The sequence below is a fragment of the Paenibacillus terreus genome, assembly GCF_042138595.1.
Taxonomy (GTDB): Bacteria; Bacillota; Bacilli; order Paenibacillales; family Paenibacillaceae; genus Paenibacillus; species Paenibacillus terreus.
In genome coordinates this window covers 139,538-156,226 of record NZ_JBHIRX010000003.1, presented here as the reverse complement: position 1 = coordinate 156,226, position 16,689 = coordinate 139,538, and the positions used below count along the sequence as shown (strand labels likewise).

The 16,689-nt window shown below is 48.7% G+C and carries 10 protein-coding genes; all 10 read left to right on the top strand.

The features are described 5' to 3' along the window. Window position 1 precedes the first annotated feature (1 nt). Entirely contained in the window at window positions 2-823 is an 822-nt protein-coding gene (locus ACE5KN_RS07600; RefSeq protein WP_375525898.1) for a flagellar hook-basal body protein, read from the top strand. An 11-nt stretch (window positions 824-834) separates the two neighbouring features. Continuing rightward, a complete protein-coding gene (locus ACE5KN_RS07595) occupies window positions 835-1,035 on the top strand; it encodes a DNA-directed RNA polymerase subunit beta (protein ID WP_375525899.1) in 201 nt (66 codons plus the stop codon). Window positions 1,036-1,393: 358 nt separating this feature from the next. Then, window positions 1,394-1,828: a 3-hydroxyacyl-ACP dehydratase FabZ gene (fabZ, locus tag ACE5KN_RS07590; protein WP_375525900.1), complete on the top strand. Its 435-nt coding sequence runs from the start codon at window positions 1,394-1,396 to the stop codon at window positions 1,826-1,828. Between the two features lie 51 nt (window positions 1,829-1,879). Beyond that, complete coding sequence (locus ACE5KN_RS07585) at window positions 1,880-3,598, top strand: phospho-sugar mutase (protein ID WP_375525901.1); 1,719 nt, start codon at window positions 1,880-1,882, stop codon at window positions 3,596-3,598. Window positions 3,599-3,800: 202 nt separating this feature from the next. Then, window positions 3,801-5,819, top strand: a complete 2,019-nt coding sequence (locus tag ACE5KN_RS07580) for a DUF5693 family protein (RefSeq protein WP_375525902.1) — start codon at window positions 3,801-3,803, stop codon at window positions 5,817-5,819. Further along, on the top strand, window positions 5,792-6,922 hold the full coding sequence (csaB, locus tag ACE5KN_RS07575; protein WP_375525903.1) for a polysaccharide pyruvyl transferase CsaB: 1,131 nt from the start codon (window positions 5,792-5,794) through the stop codon (window positions 6,920-6,922). Before ACE5KN_RS07580 ends, csaB begins: the two co-directional genes overlap by 28 nt. A 9-nt stretch (window positions 6,923-6,931) precedes the next feature. After that, window positions 6,932-7,690 carry a WecB/TagA/CpsF family glycosyltransferase gene (locus ACE5KN_RS07570; RefSeq protein WP_375525904.1) on the top strand — a complete coding sequence of 253 codons (759 nt, stop codon included), beginning with the start codon at window positions 6,932-6,934 and terminating at the stop codon, window positions 7,688-7,690. Between the two features lie 166 nt (window positions 7,691-7,856). Beyond that, entirely contained in the window at window positions 7,857-8,984 is a 1,128-nt protein-coding gene (locus ACE5KN_RS07565) for a glycosyltransferase family 4 protein (protein ID WP_375525905.1), read from the top strand. 272 nt (window positions 8,985-9,256) lie between these two features. Beyond that, window positions 9,257-13,252, top strand: coding sequence for an S-layer homology domain-containing protein (locus ACE5KN_RS07560; RefSeq protein WP_375525972.1), 3,996 nt, complete (start codon window positions 9,257-9,259; stop codon window positions 13,250-13,252). A 277-nt stretch (window positions 13,253-13,529) separates the two neighbouring features. After that, entirely contained in the window at window positions 13,530-16,664 is a 3,135-nt protein-coding gene (locus ACE5KN_RS07555) for an efflux RND transporter permease subunit (protein WP_375525906.1), read from the top strand. Window positions 16,665-16,689: the final 25 nt, after the last annotated feature.

Genomic DNA, 16,689 nt, shown 5'->3' with positions numbered 1-16,689 from the left:
CATGAATAACTCCATGATCGGCGCTATGGTTACTATGGCCAGTGTGCAGAAACGGCTGGACACGATTGCCGATAATGTAGCGAATGTGAATACCGTAGGTTATAAAAGCAAGGAAGCTTCCTTTGAGGATGTGCTGGCACGGGTTCAACAGCAGCCCGAGACATACCGCCAGGCCGGACGGGCTGCGCCGCTTGGCTTTAATCTTGGTTTTGGGGTCAAGGCAACTGGCATAAGTACAGACATGGAGCAGGGGGCGCTGCAGGAAACGGGCAATCCGACGGATTTGGCAATTGAGGGGGACGCGCTGTTCGCCGTTGAGATCAATGGCCAAAAGGCCTGGACACGGGATGGCAACTTCGGCTTTACCCCGGATCCGCTTGGCACCGGCATGCTGCTGACTACATCGGAGGGCCATGCGGTGCTTGATCGTAACGGTATCCCGGTAACAGCGCCGATAGGTTCCAAGGTGGCGATCGACAGGCAGGGCAACCTGTTGGTGCGGGATAATGGTACAGGCGTGCCTTACGTTGCCCACCAGCTTCAATTTGTTGAGCCACAGCGGCCCGAGGGTCTTGTGCAGGGGACTGACAATACGTTTGTTTTGGCTTCCGGCGTCGCTGAGGATGATGTATTCGGGCAGGGAGCAGCAACTGTGGTTCCTGCAACTTCGGCGATTCGTCAGGGCTACCTTGAGCAGTCCAACGTGGATTTGACGGATGAGATGACGGAAATGATGCAAATTCAGCGGATGTTCCAGATGGCTTCACGGGCGCTCACTTCCAGCGACACGATGATGGGTCTGGCGAACTCTCTGCGGGCATAGGCGGTAAAGTGATGACAGAACAGAAACAAACGGCAGTTGTAAGAAAATCCGGATGGCGGATCGCCCGTCATTTTGTGATTCCGCTGCTTCTTGTCATTTCCCTGCTCGGGGGGATGATTGCAGGTTATGTTGTTGTGGGCAAGCATAGTCTCGGGGATGTGTTTGACATCGCTACATGGCGGCATGTGTTTGATTTGGTGTTTGCTCCATAGCTTCCAGATGTTACTCATATATAAATTTTTTTAAAAACTAACCGTGCGGCGAAAGCTGCGCGGTTTTTTTATGTCATTGCAGAGAAACTTAAATCCTTGGCATGAACAGGCTGATAATAAAGCTTCAGCGGCATCTAAAATGGTACTTGGGCGGAATTTTCTTTTTAGCCTCGGAAAATGTATAATGATGGGGGAGTTTTGCGCATATTCGTGTCAAAAGGGCTTTTTCACGCCCTCTTCTGATGGTCGGCGGAAAAAGCCCCTTATCTTAACCTTCACTTCTGCAGCAAGTGTAAGGATATCAATATTTATTACCGCTTTGAACTGTTTTTATGCAAAGGATATGGAGATGATTATTATGGAAAATGTGCAGTTGGATATCAATCAGATTCAGGAAGTTATTCCGCATCGCCCGCCGTTTCTGCTCGTAGACCGGATTGTTGAACTGGAAGAAGGCAAGCGGGCGGTTGGCATCAAGAATGTCACCATGAATGAACCGTTCTTCACAGGACATTTTCCCGGTTATCCGGTTATGCCGGGCGTGCTCATTACAGAAGCGCTTGCGCAGGTCGGTGCGGTGGCGATTCTTAAGGTTGAAGCCAATCGCGGCAAAATCGGCTTTCTGGCCGGGTTGGACAACTTCCGGTTCAGGGGGCAAGTCGTGCCTGGAGACACTTTGCGTCTTGAGGTGGAAATTATCCGTCTGAAAGGCTCCATCGGCAAAGGGAAGGCAACCGCCAGCGTAGGCGATAAAGTCGTTGCCGAAGGCGAGATCATGTTTGCCCTGTCATGATACATAGGCAATCCCAATTCTAATAATAATAGTAGGAAGGGGAATCACTATATGTCACAATTGAGTACACAAGCCATGGAAAGCATTGAGCGCTGGCTTCAGGATCCTGCCATCGATGAGGAGACAAAGCAGGAGCTACGGGCTCTGGAAGGCAACGATAAGGAGCTTGAGGACCGTTTTTATAAAGAGCTGGAATTTGGCACTGGCGGGCTGCGGGGAGTTATTGGCGCAGGCAGCAACCGGATGAACCGCTATGTGGTTGGCCGGGCTACCCAGGGGCTTGCACGGTACATTTTGGAGGAGCATGGGGACCGGGAAGGCAAACCTTCCGTCGTTATTGCCCATGATTCCCGCCACTTTTCTCCCGAATTCGCGCTGGAAGCCGCACTGGTTCTTGCAGGCAACGGCATTGTAACAAAGCTGTTCCCGTCGCTGCGTCCAACGCCGCAGCTCTCCTTCACGGTCCGTCATTTGCAGGCGACCGGAGGCATTGTCATTACGGCCAGCCATAACCCGCCTGAATATAACGGGTATAAGGTGTATAACCATGAGGGCGGCCAGCTGGTGCCGGACCAGGCCGAGAAGGTGATTGGTTATATTCGTGAAGTTTCTTCCTTCTCCGATGTGCGCCGCATTTCGCGCGAAGAAGCGGAGGCGCAAGGGCTGCTTGTATGGCTTGGCGAGGATGAGGATGAAGCCTTCATTAACACAGTCGCCGAGGTCAGCGTCAATCGCGAGCTGATTGCGAGTGGTCCGGGCAAGGATTTCAAGCTGGTATATACCCCGCTGCACGGCACAGGCAATCATCCTGTACGTGAGGTGTTGAAGAAGCTCGGATTCCAGCAGGTGCATATTGTGCCTGAACAGGAACAGCCTGACGCCGAATTCTCTACCGTGAAGTCACCAAATCCGGAGGAACGCGATGCCTTTAAGCTGGCTATTGAGCTTGGCAGTCAAATCGGGGCGGATCTTCTGCTCGGAACAGACCCGGATGCCGACCGCATGGGTGCGGTTGTAAAAAACAAGAGCGGCGAATATGTGGTTCTTTCCGGCAACCAGTCCGGTGCAATTATGGTATACTATTTGCTGAACCAGCTTAAAGAAGCAGGCAAGCTGCCGAAAAACGGGGCAGTGGTCAAAACGATTGTGACTAGCGAGATGGGGGCCGTCATTGCCGAGCATTTTGGCGCAACCGTATTTAACACGCTCACTGGCTTCAAATATATCGGCGAGCTGATGAATGAATTCGATAAAACCGGAAGCCATACCTATTTGTTTGGCTACGAGGAGAGCTACGGCTATCTCGCCGGCAACTATGCGCGTGACAAGGATGCCGTTCTGGCTGCGATGCTGATCGCTGAAGCCGCCGCCTATTACAGCACACAAGGGAAAACATTGTATGATGTCCTGGAGGAATTGTATGAGAAGTTCGGATACTTCCAGGAAAGACTTGAGTCACGAACCTTGAAGGGGAAAGACGGGGTTGAGAAAATCCAGTCCCTGATGACCCAGTGGCGCAATAACCCGGCCGATGAAATTGCAGGTGTGAAGGTTAAGGAAGTGTTGGACTACTCCAAAGGGCTAGATGGACTTCCGAAAGAGAATGTCCTCAAGTTCATGCTGGAGGATGGTTCATGGTTCTGCCTGCGTCCATCGGGGACTGAGCCGAAGATCAAGGTGTATTTTGCGGTACGCGGCTCATCCACTCCGGATGCGGAGGACAAGATTACGCGTCTGGTGGAAGCTGTTATGTCCCGTGTAGACGCTTAAGAACAAAAGCAGGAACACATCGGTGACCTCTCACGGCAATGGGCAGCAAGCCGGGAGAGGTCATCTGCTTTTGAACTGGAATTTCATGGTGAATCCGCAGCCGTGGCCTGGCCTGAGCGGAAGTTCGTTTTAGGGTGTGCAGTACAAGCTGTTTCTAACGGAACGCTTTGTATTTGACGCCGAATGATGAGGAGGTACTTTGGTGTATCAGAAATGGCAGTATTGGAATACCCGCGCCCGCAAATGGCTGTGGGCCGTGGTCGTAATCGGTCTGATTGCGGCTATGCCGGTCATCAGCGACCGACTGCAAACAGAGAGAACAGCCAAATCGGTTGAATTTGTATTTGATTACCGTGACTTGACGGACGCCGCATCTTATCAGGCACGTCCCCAGGATTATCTGAATGAACAGCTAGACAAGCTGAAGGAAGCGGGCGTCACTTCCATGGCGTTGTTCGAAAGCACTTTGAGTGATCTGGAAAAGGCCCGCCGTATTGTAACTTATAATGAAAAAGACGTTTCCCGCATGACCGGACAGCCTGTGCCGGAAAATCAGAATTATACCTATGTCCAGTTTTTGAACAAGGAAAATGCGGATGCATACACACCGATGATCAAAGAGACCTTTGTCAGCCTGGGCATTGCGGTTAACCCGTGGAGCTATGAAGGCCGAAGTGGTCTTGTCATTGAAACCTCTCCCGAGGACGCTTCCCTGAAGCCCATGCAGCCGGACCCGGTTGCCATGGCGATGCTCCATTCCAAAGGCTTTAACATTATGCCACGGATGACGGACAGCCTGCCGTACAACCAGCAGCTGGTGGAAAGCACACTTGCCAATTTTGAGGCCAACGGGGTAAAGCGCATTTTGTTTGAGGGCGAGTCTGTCAAGGGCTTCCATGATGATGCTGATTTGAACAGCATTACCGCTTTTGCCGAACTGCTGAACAAGCATGGCATCGGCGTGGCGGCCATCGAAGGCCTGAAAGCTCCTCAGCTTGGCTTTAACAAGCTTGCTTATTTGATCGATTATAACGTGGTCCGTCTGATTTCACTGAGCGAAGCCGATTCGTCATTGGATGTTCAGACGATTGCCGACCGGTTTGTTCTGGCAACCAAGGACAGAAATATACGGATTATCTATTTAAACACAGTCCCTACCCGCAGTGTTGCCGAAGCAAAGGTGAAAGACTCTGTCGATAACTTGGTGCACTCGCTGGCTGCGCCCGGCAATGCTGTACAGCGTATAGAGAATAACGGCTTTACCATTGGACAAGCCGAGCCTTTCCAGGTAAGCGATTCTCCAACGCAGCGGTATTTTAAAATGGTGGCTGTTGCGGGTGCTGTTGCACTGACTGCCATTATGATTTCCTATTTTCTCCCTGCATTGACGCTGCTTGCTTTTGCCCTCGGCCTCATCGGCTGCGCTGGCTTGTATGTGTTGAATTCCAGTCTGATGGAGCAGGCGCTCGCACTGGCTGTTGCGATCAGCGGTCCTACAGTGGCTACGGTGCTGGCTGTGCGAAAAATATCGGCACTTCACGATCAAAATTCTGGACTTTCTACGGGAAGCCGACTTGGCAAAACCGTGCTTCTGTATGCGCAGACTTCGATTTTGTCGCTGGCAGCCGTACCTTTTGTTATTGCACTGCTGAACAACATCACTTACAGTCTTGTGCTTGATCAGTTCAGGGGAGTAAGCTTGCTGCACTTTGCTCCTATTTTTCTGGTAGCCGTGTATTTGTTCTTCTATAGAGGAATCTCTCTTAAAACGGAAATTCCGAAGCTGCTGCGGATGCCTATTACGGTATGGATGATTGTTGCGCTGGTTATTGCAGCGGCGGCCGGTTACTACTATATCTCCCGTACGGGAAATGCGGGTTCTGTCTCTTCAATCGAGCTGGCCTTCCGTACGTTTATGGAAAATACGTTTGGTGTGAGACCGCGTACCAAGGAATTCCTGATGGCACATCCGCTGTTTATTGTCGGAGCATTTGCGGCACTTAGATACCGTAAAGCGGTTTATGTAATGATTGTTGCTGTCATCGGACAACTGTCGATGGTGGATACATTTGCCCATATCCATTCTCCGATTCTGATTTCCTTGATTCGCGGACTGCTTGGTCTGGGCATGGGCCTTATTATCGGTATTATTGGCGCAGTCGTATGGCGGGTGCTGGAAGGAGTTTGGACTAGATGGTCTCCTCGGCTCCGAAAATTGTAATTTCCGGCTATTATGGCTTCCGCAACAGCGGAGATGAGGCTGTCCTGAAATCGATTTTAACAGCCCTCGAGGAAGCGGGTAAGCAAGCCGGGGTAACCGTCCAGCCCATCGTGCTCTCTTCCGATCCCGCATGGACGGAGAAAATGTATGGCGTGCGTGCGGTACACCGGATGAGCCTGAAGGAGGTCAGGGCGGCCATACGAGAAAGCTCGGGGCTTATCAGCGGAGGCGGAAGCCTGCTGCAGGATGCCACAAGCCCCAAAACGATACCTTATTACTTGGCCATATTAAAGCTGGCACAGTGGGCAGGCAAGCCGACGTTTGTCTATGCGCAGGGAATTGGTCCGGTGCAGCGCAAATGGTTTTACCCGCTGATTAAGTCAGTATTCAACCGTTGTAAATATATATCGGTGCGTGATGAGCAGTCGGCGGATCTGCTGGCGGCGATGGGAGTGCAGCGTTCCTCCGTGAACGTCGTCCCTGATCCCGTGATGGGGCTTCCGCTGCCCGCGAACGCGGATTCCGGTGCAAATGGATGGTCTCCTACCGGCATGCCGGTTATCGGCATCTCGGTACGTTATTGGGATAAGGAAAGAAGAGAGCTGAAGGCCATTGCCGACGGATTGCGCAAGCTAAGTGCCAAGCGTCCCGTGCATCTGCGTTTCCTCCCTTTCCACCTGCCCGATGACATCGAGGCCTCCCGATATGTTCTTGGACAATTGGGCGATGTCGCTGCCAATGGGAGCAGCATCAGCGTGGAGGAAGAGATCACGGACCCGCAGCAAATGCTTTTGGAGGTCAGCAGATGTGACCTTATTATCGGCATGCGGCTCCACAGTCTTATCTATGCCGCTTCCAGAGAGGTTCCGCTGCTCGGCATATCTTATGACCCGAAGATTAATCATTTTCTGAGCAGGATTGGAAGCGAGCCAGTCGGTTCATCGGATACGCTTAGCGGGGACAAGCTTGCGGCAGAGGCGAGTGCGCTGCTTGATGGCCGTGAAGCCTGGCGGGGCAGCCGTGCAGCAGCTATTCAAACGCTGCGCCAGGAAGCCCGGCTGCCTGCACGGCATATTATCGAATATTTGAGTCGTAAAGGATGATTGAAAGTGATGCAGCAGCAAACTGTTCCGACAGTCCCGATCTTTGGAATACCGGTATCAAGGCTCGACATGCAGCACACCGTAGCGTGGCTGACAGAGGCTGTTGATTCCGGCAAGCCTCATCAGATCATTACAGCCAATCCGATTATGGTCATGAAAGCTCTGGAAGAGCCTGATTACTTGAAGGTGATGCTGGATGCGGAGCTGCTCGTGCCTGACGGCACCGGCGTTGTCTGGGCGGCAGAGGTGGCGGGCATGCCCGTGGCCGAGCGAGTGGCCGGATTTGACCTGATGCACGAATTGTTCAAGGTGGGAGAAACCCGCGGCTGGAAAGCGTACCTGCTCGGCTCGACCCCTGAAGTGATTCAGGCGACAGCCGCCAGGTTAAAGGAGCTTTATCCCGGAGTTGCGATATGCGGTATAAGGGATGGATTTTTTGGGCCAGAGCAGGATGAAGAGGTGATCCGGACCATACGGGAGGCCGCACCCGATCTGCTGTTTGTAGCGCGCGGAGCGGAGACGCAGGAACCGTGGATTGCCAGACACAAGGAACGTTTGGGCGTGCCTGTGATGATGGGGGTAGGCGGCAGCTTTGACGTCATTTCCGGGAAAACGAAGCGGGCTCCTGTAGTCTTTCAAAAGCTGCGGCTCGAATGGTTTTATCGTCTGCTAAAGGAGCCAAGCCGGTATAAAAGGATGCTTGCGCTGCCAAAATTCGCAGTGAAAGTGCTGCGTGCAAGAGAAAACGTGACGAAAATGGGCCGATAAGCGGAAATATGGCGTTTAAACAACCTAAATTGCCATAAAATAAAGGTTGGTATTTATTTTTGATCGGAGTATAATTCAATGCGGTTGGATCATTTTCACCAAATCTTCACATGGTAAAGGTAACGGTGAAAAAGATTCACGTTAAAAATGGGGGTCGAATGATCAAATGTTGCCGATCTATATCATTGGTTTTATCGCAGCACTGGCACTGGCTTTGGCCTTAACGCCGCTTGTAAAAAAGTTCGCTGTCAAGGTGGGGGCCGTTGATGTGCCGAACGCCCGTAAAGTTCATACCAGAATCATGCCTCGCCTGGGAGGGTTGGGAATATTTCTGGCATTTATTTTAACGACGCTGGCGCTGCTGCCGCTCATACCGGAAGGGGTACTGACATCACGGGATACGAACTTCATTGCTGCCTTTTTGATCGGTGGGGCCATGATTGTTATCATCGGCGCTTTGGATGACCGCTTCGATCTGAATGCCAAACTCAAATTTTTGGTGCAAATCGGTATCGCTTGCATCGTTGTTTTCGGATTTGATATTCGCGTTGATTTTGTGGATATTCCGTTTATGGATGCTTACTCTTCGCTGGAGATATGGATTTCCGTTCCGCTGACCATTTTCTGGATCGTTGGCGTAACGAATGCTATTAACCTGATTGATGGACTGGACGGGCTTGCAGCCGGTGTGTCCGCCATCGCCATCGGTACCATTTTTGTGATGTCCATGCTGATGGGCAATGTGCCTGTCGCTTTGCTGTGTCTGGTGCTGCTGGGCAGCATTATCGGATTTCTATTCTTTAACTTTCACCCGGCTAAAATTTTTATGGGAGATACAGGCTCGCTGTTTCTGGGCTTCTGTCTGGCGATGCTGTCACTCCTTGGATATAAACAAATCGCGGTTGTATCCTTTATTACCCCGCTGATTATTATCGGTGTTCCGCTGTCGGATACCTTCTTCGCCATCGTGCGGCGCAAGCTGCAGAAGAAGCCGATTTTCTCTCCGGACAAAGGACATCTTCATCACTGTCTGCGCGAACTCGGTTTCAGCCACAGACAGACTGTACTAATTATTTATGGCATTGCCGCCTTCTTCGGTGTACTGGCAGTCATTCAGACGTCGGCAGCGATGGCTGAAGCTAACTGGGTTACTTTTGTTGTCATCTGTATCATGATGTTCTTCCTGCAGATTGGTGCTGAAGTGATTGGACTTGTTAGTAAAACAAAAAAGCCGATTATCAACTTGCTGCTTCGCCTTCGGGTGAAGCCGGATGAATCCCGTTCGAAATTATAATAAAAACCTTTTATCGATGCACCTGCAAAGAAGACAGACTGTATTTAGCGAAAGTTTCAGTGAAGCCCTAGGCTCCGGATTAACGGAGTTTTAGGGCTTTTTTTATTTCCGTTGTTAAAGGAGATGCTGCGAACCCGCGCCGTTACAAGGAACTTTCCCTTTTTTAGGGAAAGCCTAAAAAATTGGATACCCCTGACCGATAAATAACTATGCACTCATTACGTGCCAAAAAGGTACGGCTGAATCAAAGGAGGACAATCAAGTTGAGAAAAATGCTTTCCATGTTGCTGACGGTCGCCTTATTGGTAACCTTGGTGCCGACAGCTTGGATGGGTACGGCGGAGGCTGCCTCGGGAACTTATTTTATTTTCCCTGGAGAGAACTATGATCAGAATACATCTTCACGTGTAGTCAACACCGACCGTGTTACGCTTACAGGTTCCATCAACGGGGTTATTGGCAATTCGATAACTTATAGTGTATTCCAGCTGTCCAAAACAGCGAACGGGTACACTGTCGTTAATTCTTCTGAAGGGATAGCCACAGGCATTGATGTCAGCGGCTCCAGTATAAAAGTTACCGATATCAAACTGTTTTCAGGATTAAACCGGATTACATTCCAAAGTAAACAAAATTCATCGCAAATTCAGGACTCTATTTATATTGAATATCGTAATGGTCCTATGTTGTATGATCTCAAAGCGGCTTTGGGCAATAAGGCTGCTGTAGAACTGTCTGAAACAAAACCTGCCGTCCTGATGGGCGACGGTTCAACCAGCGACAAAATTATCATCACCGGTAAAGCGCCTAATGCTGATAAAGTCGTTGTACTTGTGGATGATAACGGAAAAACCAACAGCTGGACTTATACCACATCCAGCTATAATGATTACAAATTCACGGCTTCCAATATACCGGTGAAGCCTGGCAAAAACCTGATTACCATCCGTGTGTATAATGGGGACCAAATGGTCGAAACCACACGCGAGGTAACATACTACAACGGAAAAGCTACTTTTTATGATACTTTTCTCCAGCAGGGGACCCAAGCAGCATCCGCTGATTTGTCCAGTTCACCGGACTATAGCGTAACTGGTGCTGGTAACGGGATTAAAATGACAGGCAAGGTACTTATTCCGGTGACTGGTACCGTAACCAATCCTGCAGTCACGATTGACTATCAATTTTCCAGTGGTGCAACAGGAACGGGCAGTGTAAATGCGAGCAACGTTACGGTGAGTCCAAATAACGATTATCTGGTTGCGGAATATTCCATAGATGTGCCTGTTACAGGCAATATTTACAATCAGACACGTGTACAGCTGGAAGCAAATACAACCATTGATCCGAACAGTGCGCCCGTGAAATCGGATGCAAAAATATTCTATTTCACGCTTCGCAACGCTAGCGAGCCTTATATTTATCAAGTGAACTATCTGTCGGGCTATTCCGCACAAACTACTCCGGAACAAGCATTCAATCTTACTGGATCGGCAACCGCCGGGGTAAGCACCAACGTATCCAGTCTGCCGGCCGGCTTTGAAATCATTGTAGTGAACGGGACTGATTCCACTACTATTCAAACACCAGCAGGTACGACAATGAAAAATGTCGATAGCAGATACGAGAACAAAACGATTAATGGCGCTACGGTCAGAGTCAAGAGGTTTATTGTGGCTCTGGAGCAGCTTGCTTCTGAAGGCTCTCAAACCATTAACTTTGACTTGAGTCCGGGTACTGGGAGCCCAGTTAGTGTTAAATTGAATTTGCTTTATGGACCATACGTAAAATTCGATACGTTGTATGACGGACAAAATATCCCTCTTGATACTTCAAGAGCGACCGACGATAAAAAACTCGAAGCAGTAGGTTATTTTGCTGGCCAGTTATTTAACATCGCCAATCCAGCTAAAGATATAGTGTACACGGATGGGGCAACCCGTACGGTATATTTGTATATCAACAACGTGCTTGTTAACTTAGAAAAAAATGGGTCAGACAATACCAAGTTCAAGCTTGCGAGCGGTGACAATGCTAAGGCAGCCAAAGCCTTGACTACAGGCGTGAATGAAATCAAATTTGTGTATAAATCGGGAACGAATGCGTATGAAAAGACCGTAAAGGTAAATATTACGCAAACCAATGTGCCTACTATTCCTGTACTGGATGACAAGGGTGTAATTCCTTACAGTGTGGTTGACAAGCTAGGGATAACGCCAGACTACGATGAGATTGCTCCGAAGAAAGCTGATCCAAGCTTTGTGGGCAGCAACGGGGTTTACAGCACAAGCAACAAGGCAATGAACGTCATAGGGACATTTGACTTTGTTGATTTGGGTGGGAAAAATAATGTAGAAACCGAATTGGGCCTACTCAGCGGCAAGGATAACTACATTCTGGAGATTAAATCCTCCAATCCTAAATTTGATGAAATTAACTGGACTTTGAATGATAAATTCTTCTCTGATGACAACAGCAAGAAGGAGTACAATAGCAATGGCAAGTCATATGATAATCTTATTGTTTACTATCATCCAGATGGACAGTATTTCAGCTTTATTCTGAGAAATCAGGCCATTCCGCAGGATGGATCGAATCTTGTTTATAACTTCACGCTGTACAACAATGGTAAAGGCGGCCCTTCAGCAACCTATCGACTGCAAATAACCGGTCAGTCCACAAGCTTTGATGTACTTCGACCATTGCCTGAAAAACGGCTGGTGAATCAAAACTTTGTGGAAGTCGTTGTAGATGCCGGGAATGCAGACAGTGTAGTCGTTAACAAGATACAAGCGGAAAAAGCAAGCTTTGACGCTGATTTTGACGGTAAATATGACGGCGAGAATGACAAAACCTCTGTTTGGAAGGCGATCGTTACCGATCTGAAACCGAACAAGGAAACGAAAATCGATATTACGGCTACAGTCGGGGACGAAAAACTGAAACAGACTATTAAAGTAACTTATGTTCCAACTAATATTCCCGGCGCACAATACATGTCTACAATGAAAAACTCACTTAAAATATTCGATGGGGCTGTCCAGCTCAAGTTCGCTAAAGGGACAAGCTTGATCCGCCGGGATTACGATCAGCCTCAACAATTTAAAAACCAGGTTTTCTCAGGTCATAATCTTTATTTCGCTATTGCAAACAGTGAAGATGGGGTAGTTGACCGTCATGAATTTGAAATTGATATGAACCAGGTGGATATTGACGATCTGGTGAGCCAGGGAGCCCAGTACTTCTCAAGCAGAAACTTCCCTGAGCGCTTCTCCAAAACGAGCCCGGTTTATTGGATTGATGCAGGTGCTGCGGATAATATTGATACAGAAGAATATGATCCCGTAAAATATGGAGCAGATCCGTACCAGCTCTCTGACAGATCCGAAACAGCCAACAATCTGGTGAAGAACTTCTTTTGGAGAAATCCGGAGAATGAACTTGTGCCTTCCAAGCGTGCAACATTAACGCTGAAATATGATGACAATGTTGCGCAGGAGGCAGGCAAACAGGTGACGGCCTTCCACTTTGATCCGGACATTAGACAATGGCAAAATGTTGGCGGTATTGTGGATGCGAAGAAACATACAATCGAAGTGCCGTTTGACAGATTTGGCTATTATGTTGTCGCCAAGCTGGGAGAAAATTATCAGGACGTCATTTCCCACCCGTACGCACGTGACCATATTGAGGCGATTTACGCCAAAGGCGTAATGAATCCGATTGATCCGCTGCAGCGTTTTGGACCGGATGTGAACATTACAAGAGGCGAATTTACGGCGATGATCGTGAAAGGCTTGCAAATTCCGCTGAACTATAGCGGAACAAAACATTTTGATGACGTGCCAGATTCACTTGCGAATGTCAACACAGATAACCTGTGGGATTTCCGTTATATTGAGACGGCAGCACGTGCAGGGATTGTAAAAGGATCACAGCCAAGAGTTTTTGAACCTGATAATGTAATTACCCGTCAGGACGCAGCGGTTATTATAGCAAAAGCATTAAATATGAAGCTTGAAACAGATCGTACAAAAATCCAGAAAGGCCTTACAAAGTATTTCAAGGACACTTCAAATATTGATTACTATGCACAGGCTTCTATTCTCGCTATTGCGAAAAAAGGATTTATCAACGGTTCACCACTAGATCCGAATGATCCGAAAAAAGGCGCCATGTTCAATCCCAAGTCCCTGATGCTTCGTGGAGATGCCGCGATCATTATGGCAAAAATCATGGTTGATCAGAAGAAACTGCCTAAGATGTAACAGATGAAGGCACCCCTCATGCTGCACAAATGATTCCGAAATTTATGCAGCATGAAAGGGGTGTTTTTGCTAATTAGAGGCATTTGACTAGGCTGAGCGAACTATGCCATAATAGGTGGCAAGGGCCTAGTTTTGAGCATTTATTTTAAATTGTAATGGTTCTAAAAAAATATATAAATTTTGCCTGCCTTATTGAAACTTCCTTGCTGGTTAACACGTAGTATCGAAGGTATGGCAATCTATACTTATATATAGAGATCATATGGGGAGTGAGGAGATGTCACAGTTTTCAATACGCCGTCCCGTAACCGTCTTTATGCTGGTTCTGGTTTTGCTTATCGGCGGCGGTATTTTTTCGTTGAGGCTTCCTGTTGAACAGATGCCCGATATGCAGTTTCCTATCGCGGCAGTTGTAACAAGTGTGCCAGGGGCCACACCTTCGGAAGTTGAGGAGCTTGTGTCCAAGCCGATTGAGAGCAGTCTTGCATCGGTAGAGAATGTGGATACGATCAGCTCGCAATCGCAGGAAGGCTCATCTATGGTTATGATCGAGTTTAACTGGGGGGTAGATCTCGATCAGGCTACTCTGGATATTCGGGATGCCCTGGACAAAGTCAGGGATTCTTTGCCCGATTCAGCCAATTCCCCTCGGGTTATGAAGCTGGATTTGAACTCCACGCCTATCATTAATCTGGCTTTCACGGGGGATCGGGATGTCAATGCACTAAGACCTATTGCAGAGGACATTATCCAGCCAAAGCTCGAAAGGATTTCAGGGGTTGCTTCAGTAAGCGTTGCGGGGGGACAAGACCGTCTGGTCCGTATTACGCTTGACCCTACAAAGCTTGAGAGCTATGGAATTACGTTGGATCAGGTAACACAGGCGCTGTCGGCTAATAACCTGGCTGGCTCCGCTGGTGCGGTGACTAAAGGGAGCACCGAGGTGCAAATCCGCGTTCAGGGTGAGTACCAGGCTGTTTCCGAGATGGGGGAAACTCCAATTGCAGTCGGCTCGGGCATCGTTAGGCTGAAAGAAATTGCTACAATAAAAGACTCCTATGATGATGTAACCTCTATTTCTACATACAACGGGCAACCGAGTATCAATATTGGGGTTACGAAAGCAACTGGTGGCAATACTTTGCAGATTGCGACTGCTGTAAAGGAAAGTCTGGATTCGATCCGTAAGGACCTTCCGGAGGGAACCAAGCTCGAGATGGTTACGGATTCTTCCGAACCGGTCAGTGATTCGGTCCATTTGTTGGTGGAACATGCTATACTTGGCCTTATAATTGCGGCCGCCGTGCTTTTACTGTTCCTGAACAGTACTCGCTCGACCCTTATTGCTGCCATCGTCATTCCGATCTCATTTGTTGCTACATTTGCGATGATGTATTTTACGGGTCAGACGATCAACGTTATATCGCTTAGCGGCTTGCTGCTGGGATTGGGTTCCTTTGTAGACTTTGCGGTCGTTATCATCGAGAACATATTCAGGCAGCGGCATGAAGGAAAAAGCATGCTGCAGGGTGCCATTGATGGTTCCAAGCAGGTGGGTAATGCCGTTATGGCGTCTGCGCTTGCTCAGATTGTCGTTTTCCTGCCGGTTGTATTCGTAGAGGGAATCGCAGGAGAATTGTTCAAGCCGCTGGCATTGACGGTTATCTTCTCCCATATCGCGGCATTGGTTGTTTCCCTTATGATTGTTCCGATGCTCAGTTCCAAATTCTTGCCGAAAGTTCCTGATGAATCAATCTATACGTCGGGCACTTACCGAGGCTTCAATCCGATCGTATGGTTCAATATCGGTTTTGAGAAGTTTAAGAGTGGGTACACCAAAACGCTGAAATGGAGCATTCATCACCGTAAAACGGTAATGGCTATTACAATTCTTATGTTCATTGGTGCCGGGCTGTTGGCATCGTTCGTTAAGGCTGAGTTTATTCCGAGCTCAGACCAGGGGCAATTTAACGTTAAGGTAGAACTGCCTGACGGAACGAAGCTGAAGCAGACCGAAGAGGTTACTCAGCAGATTGAAAAGGAAATAAATGATATTCCCGAGCTGGATAAGATGACGGCTACCGTCGGCTCAGCTGGCGGATACAGTATGAGCAACCCGACCAACGCTGCGACAATAGACGTTACCCTTGTTGACGAACGTACACGTTCCACGGATCAAATCGTATCCGAGCTGCGGGGTAAAATCAGCAATATTCCGGATGCGGAGGTAACGATCAGTGCAGCCGAAGGTTTTTCTGCCGGTTCTCCCGTTCAGATCAACCTTAAAGGTGACGATATGGATGTGCTTAGAGAGCTTTCGGATCAAATGGTTGCGCAAGTTAAAAATATTCCGGGCGCAGTTAACGTTGCAAGCACGCTGGATACCGTTCGTGAGGAGTATGAAGTCACGATCAACCGTCAGATGGCTGCCCAGTACGGGTTGTCCGGATCCCAGATTCTTTCGGCGGTTCGTACCTCATTCAACGGCTCGGTTGCAACGACCTATCGTACTGCGGACGATCAGATTGACGTAGAGATTTCACTGCCTGAGCAATATAAACAGGACTTCTCTTACCTGGAAAAGCTGCGAATTACGACCGCCCAGGGACTTGATGTACCTCTTTCATCAGTGGCAACTCTGAAAAAGGCGGAGGTTCCTGTCACGATTAGCCGTGAGAATCAGACGCGCCAAGTTCAGATTACGGCGGACATTGAAGGCAGAGATACAGTTGGCGTCAACCAGGATGTGACTAAGCTGTTGAATAATCTGCAGATGCCTGAAGGCTATTCTGCGGATACAGGCGGCGGCGAAGCTGAGCAAATGATGGAATCCTTCGTAAGTCTGGGGATTGCCGTATTGCTCTCCGTAGTACTGATTTATATGGTTATGGCCGGGCAATTCGAGTCCTTGTTTACACCATTTGTTATTATGTTCTCGATCCCGCCGACCTTTATAGGTGTTGTTCTTGGCTTGGTTTTGACAGGGACCGCCTTGAGTGTAATGGCCTTTGTCGGATATATCATGCTCGTCGGGCTTGTTGTTAACAATGCAATTGTCATGATTGACTTTGTTATTCAGCTTCGCAAGGAAGGAATGGAGCGGGAAAAGGCGATTCTGCTGGCAGCATCCGAGCGGCTGCGGCCAATCCTGATGACCATGCTTGCGACCGTTCTTGCCCTGCTGCCGATGATGCTTTCCAGCGACCCGGCAAACCAATCCATGGCGCCTATGGCCGTCGTCGTCGTATTTGGCCTTTCTTTCGGATCTATCATTACGTTGATTCTGATCCCTGTCGTATATATTTTGCTTGATAATATTACAATTAGACGCAATAACCGCAAGTTGAAACGCCAGCAGAAAAGAGAAGCAAAGAAGCAGGCGAAGCTTCAGCAAAACAGTTTACAGGTCTAATAGATAAAGCAGGACATAGTGAGGT

Bases quoted from the DNA above. Each gene is read 5' to 3' on its own strand.
- fabZ (WP_375525900.1), top strand. From the start codon at position 1,394: ATGGAAAATGTGCAGTTGGATATCAATCAGATTCAGGAAGTTATTCCG.
- ACE5KN_RS07585 (WP_375525901.1), top strand. From the start codon at position 1,880: ATGTCACAATTGAGTACACAAGCCATGGAAAGCATTGAGCGCTGGCTT.
- csaB (WP_375525903.1), top strand. From the start codon at position 5,792: ATGGTCTCCTCGGCTCCGAAAATTGTAATTTCCGGCTATTATGGCTTC.
- ACE5KN_RS07555 (WP_375525906.1), top strand. From the start codon at position 13,530: ATGTCACAGTTTTCAATACGCCGTCCCGTAACCGTCTTTATGCTGGTT.
- ACE5KN_RS07570 (WP_375525904.1), top strand. From the start codon at position 6,932: ATGCAGCAGCAAACTGTTCCGACAGTCCCGATCTTTGGAATACCGGTA.
- ACE5KN_RS07565 (WP_375525905.1), top strand. From the start codon at position 7,857: ATGTTGCCGATCTATATCATTGGTTTTATCGCAGCACTGGCACTGGCT.
- ACE5KN_RS07600 (WP_375525898.1), top strand. From the start codon at position 2: ATGAATAACTCCATGATCGGCGCTATGGTTACTATGGCCAGTGTGCAG.
- ACE5KN_RS07595 (WP_375525899.1), top strand. From the start codon at position 835: ATGACAGAACAGAAACAAACGGCAGTTGTAAGAAAATCCGGATGGCGG.
- ACE5KN_RS07560 (WP_375525972.1), top strand. From the start codon at position 9,257: ATGCTTTCCATGTTGCTGACGGTCGCCTTATTGGTAACCTTGGTGCCG.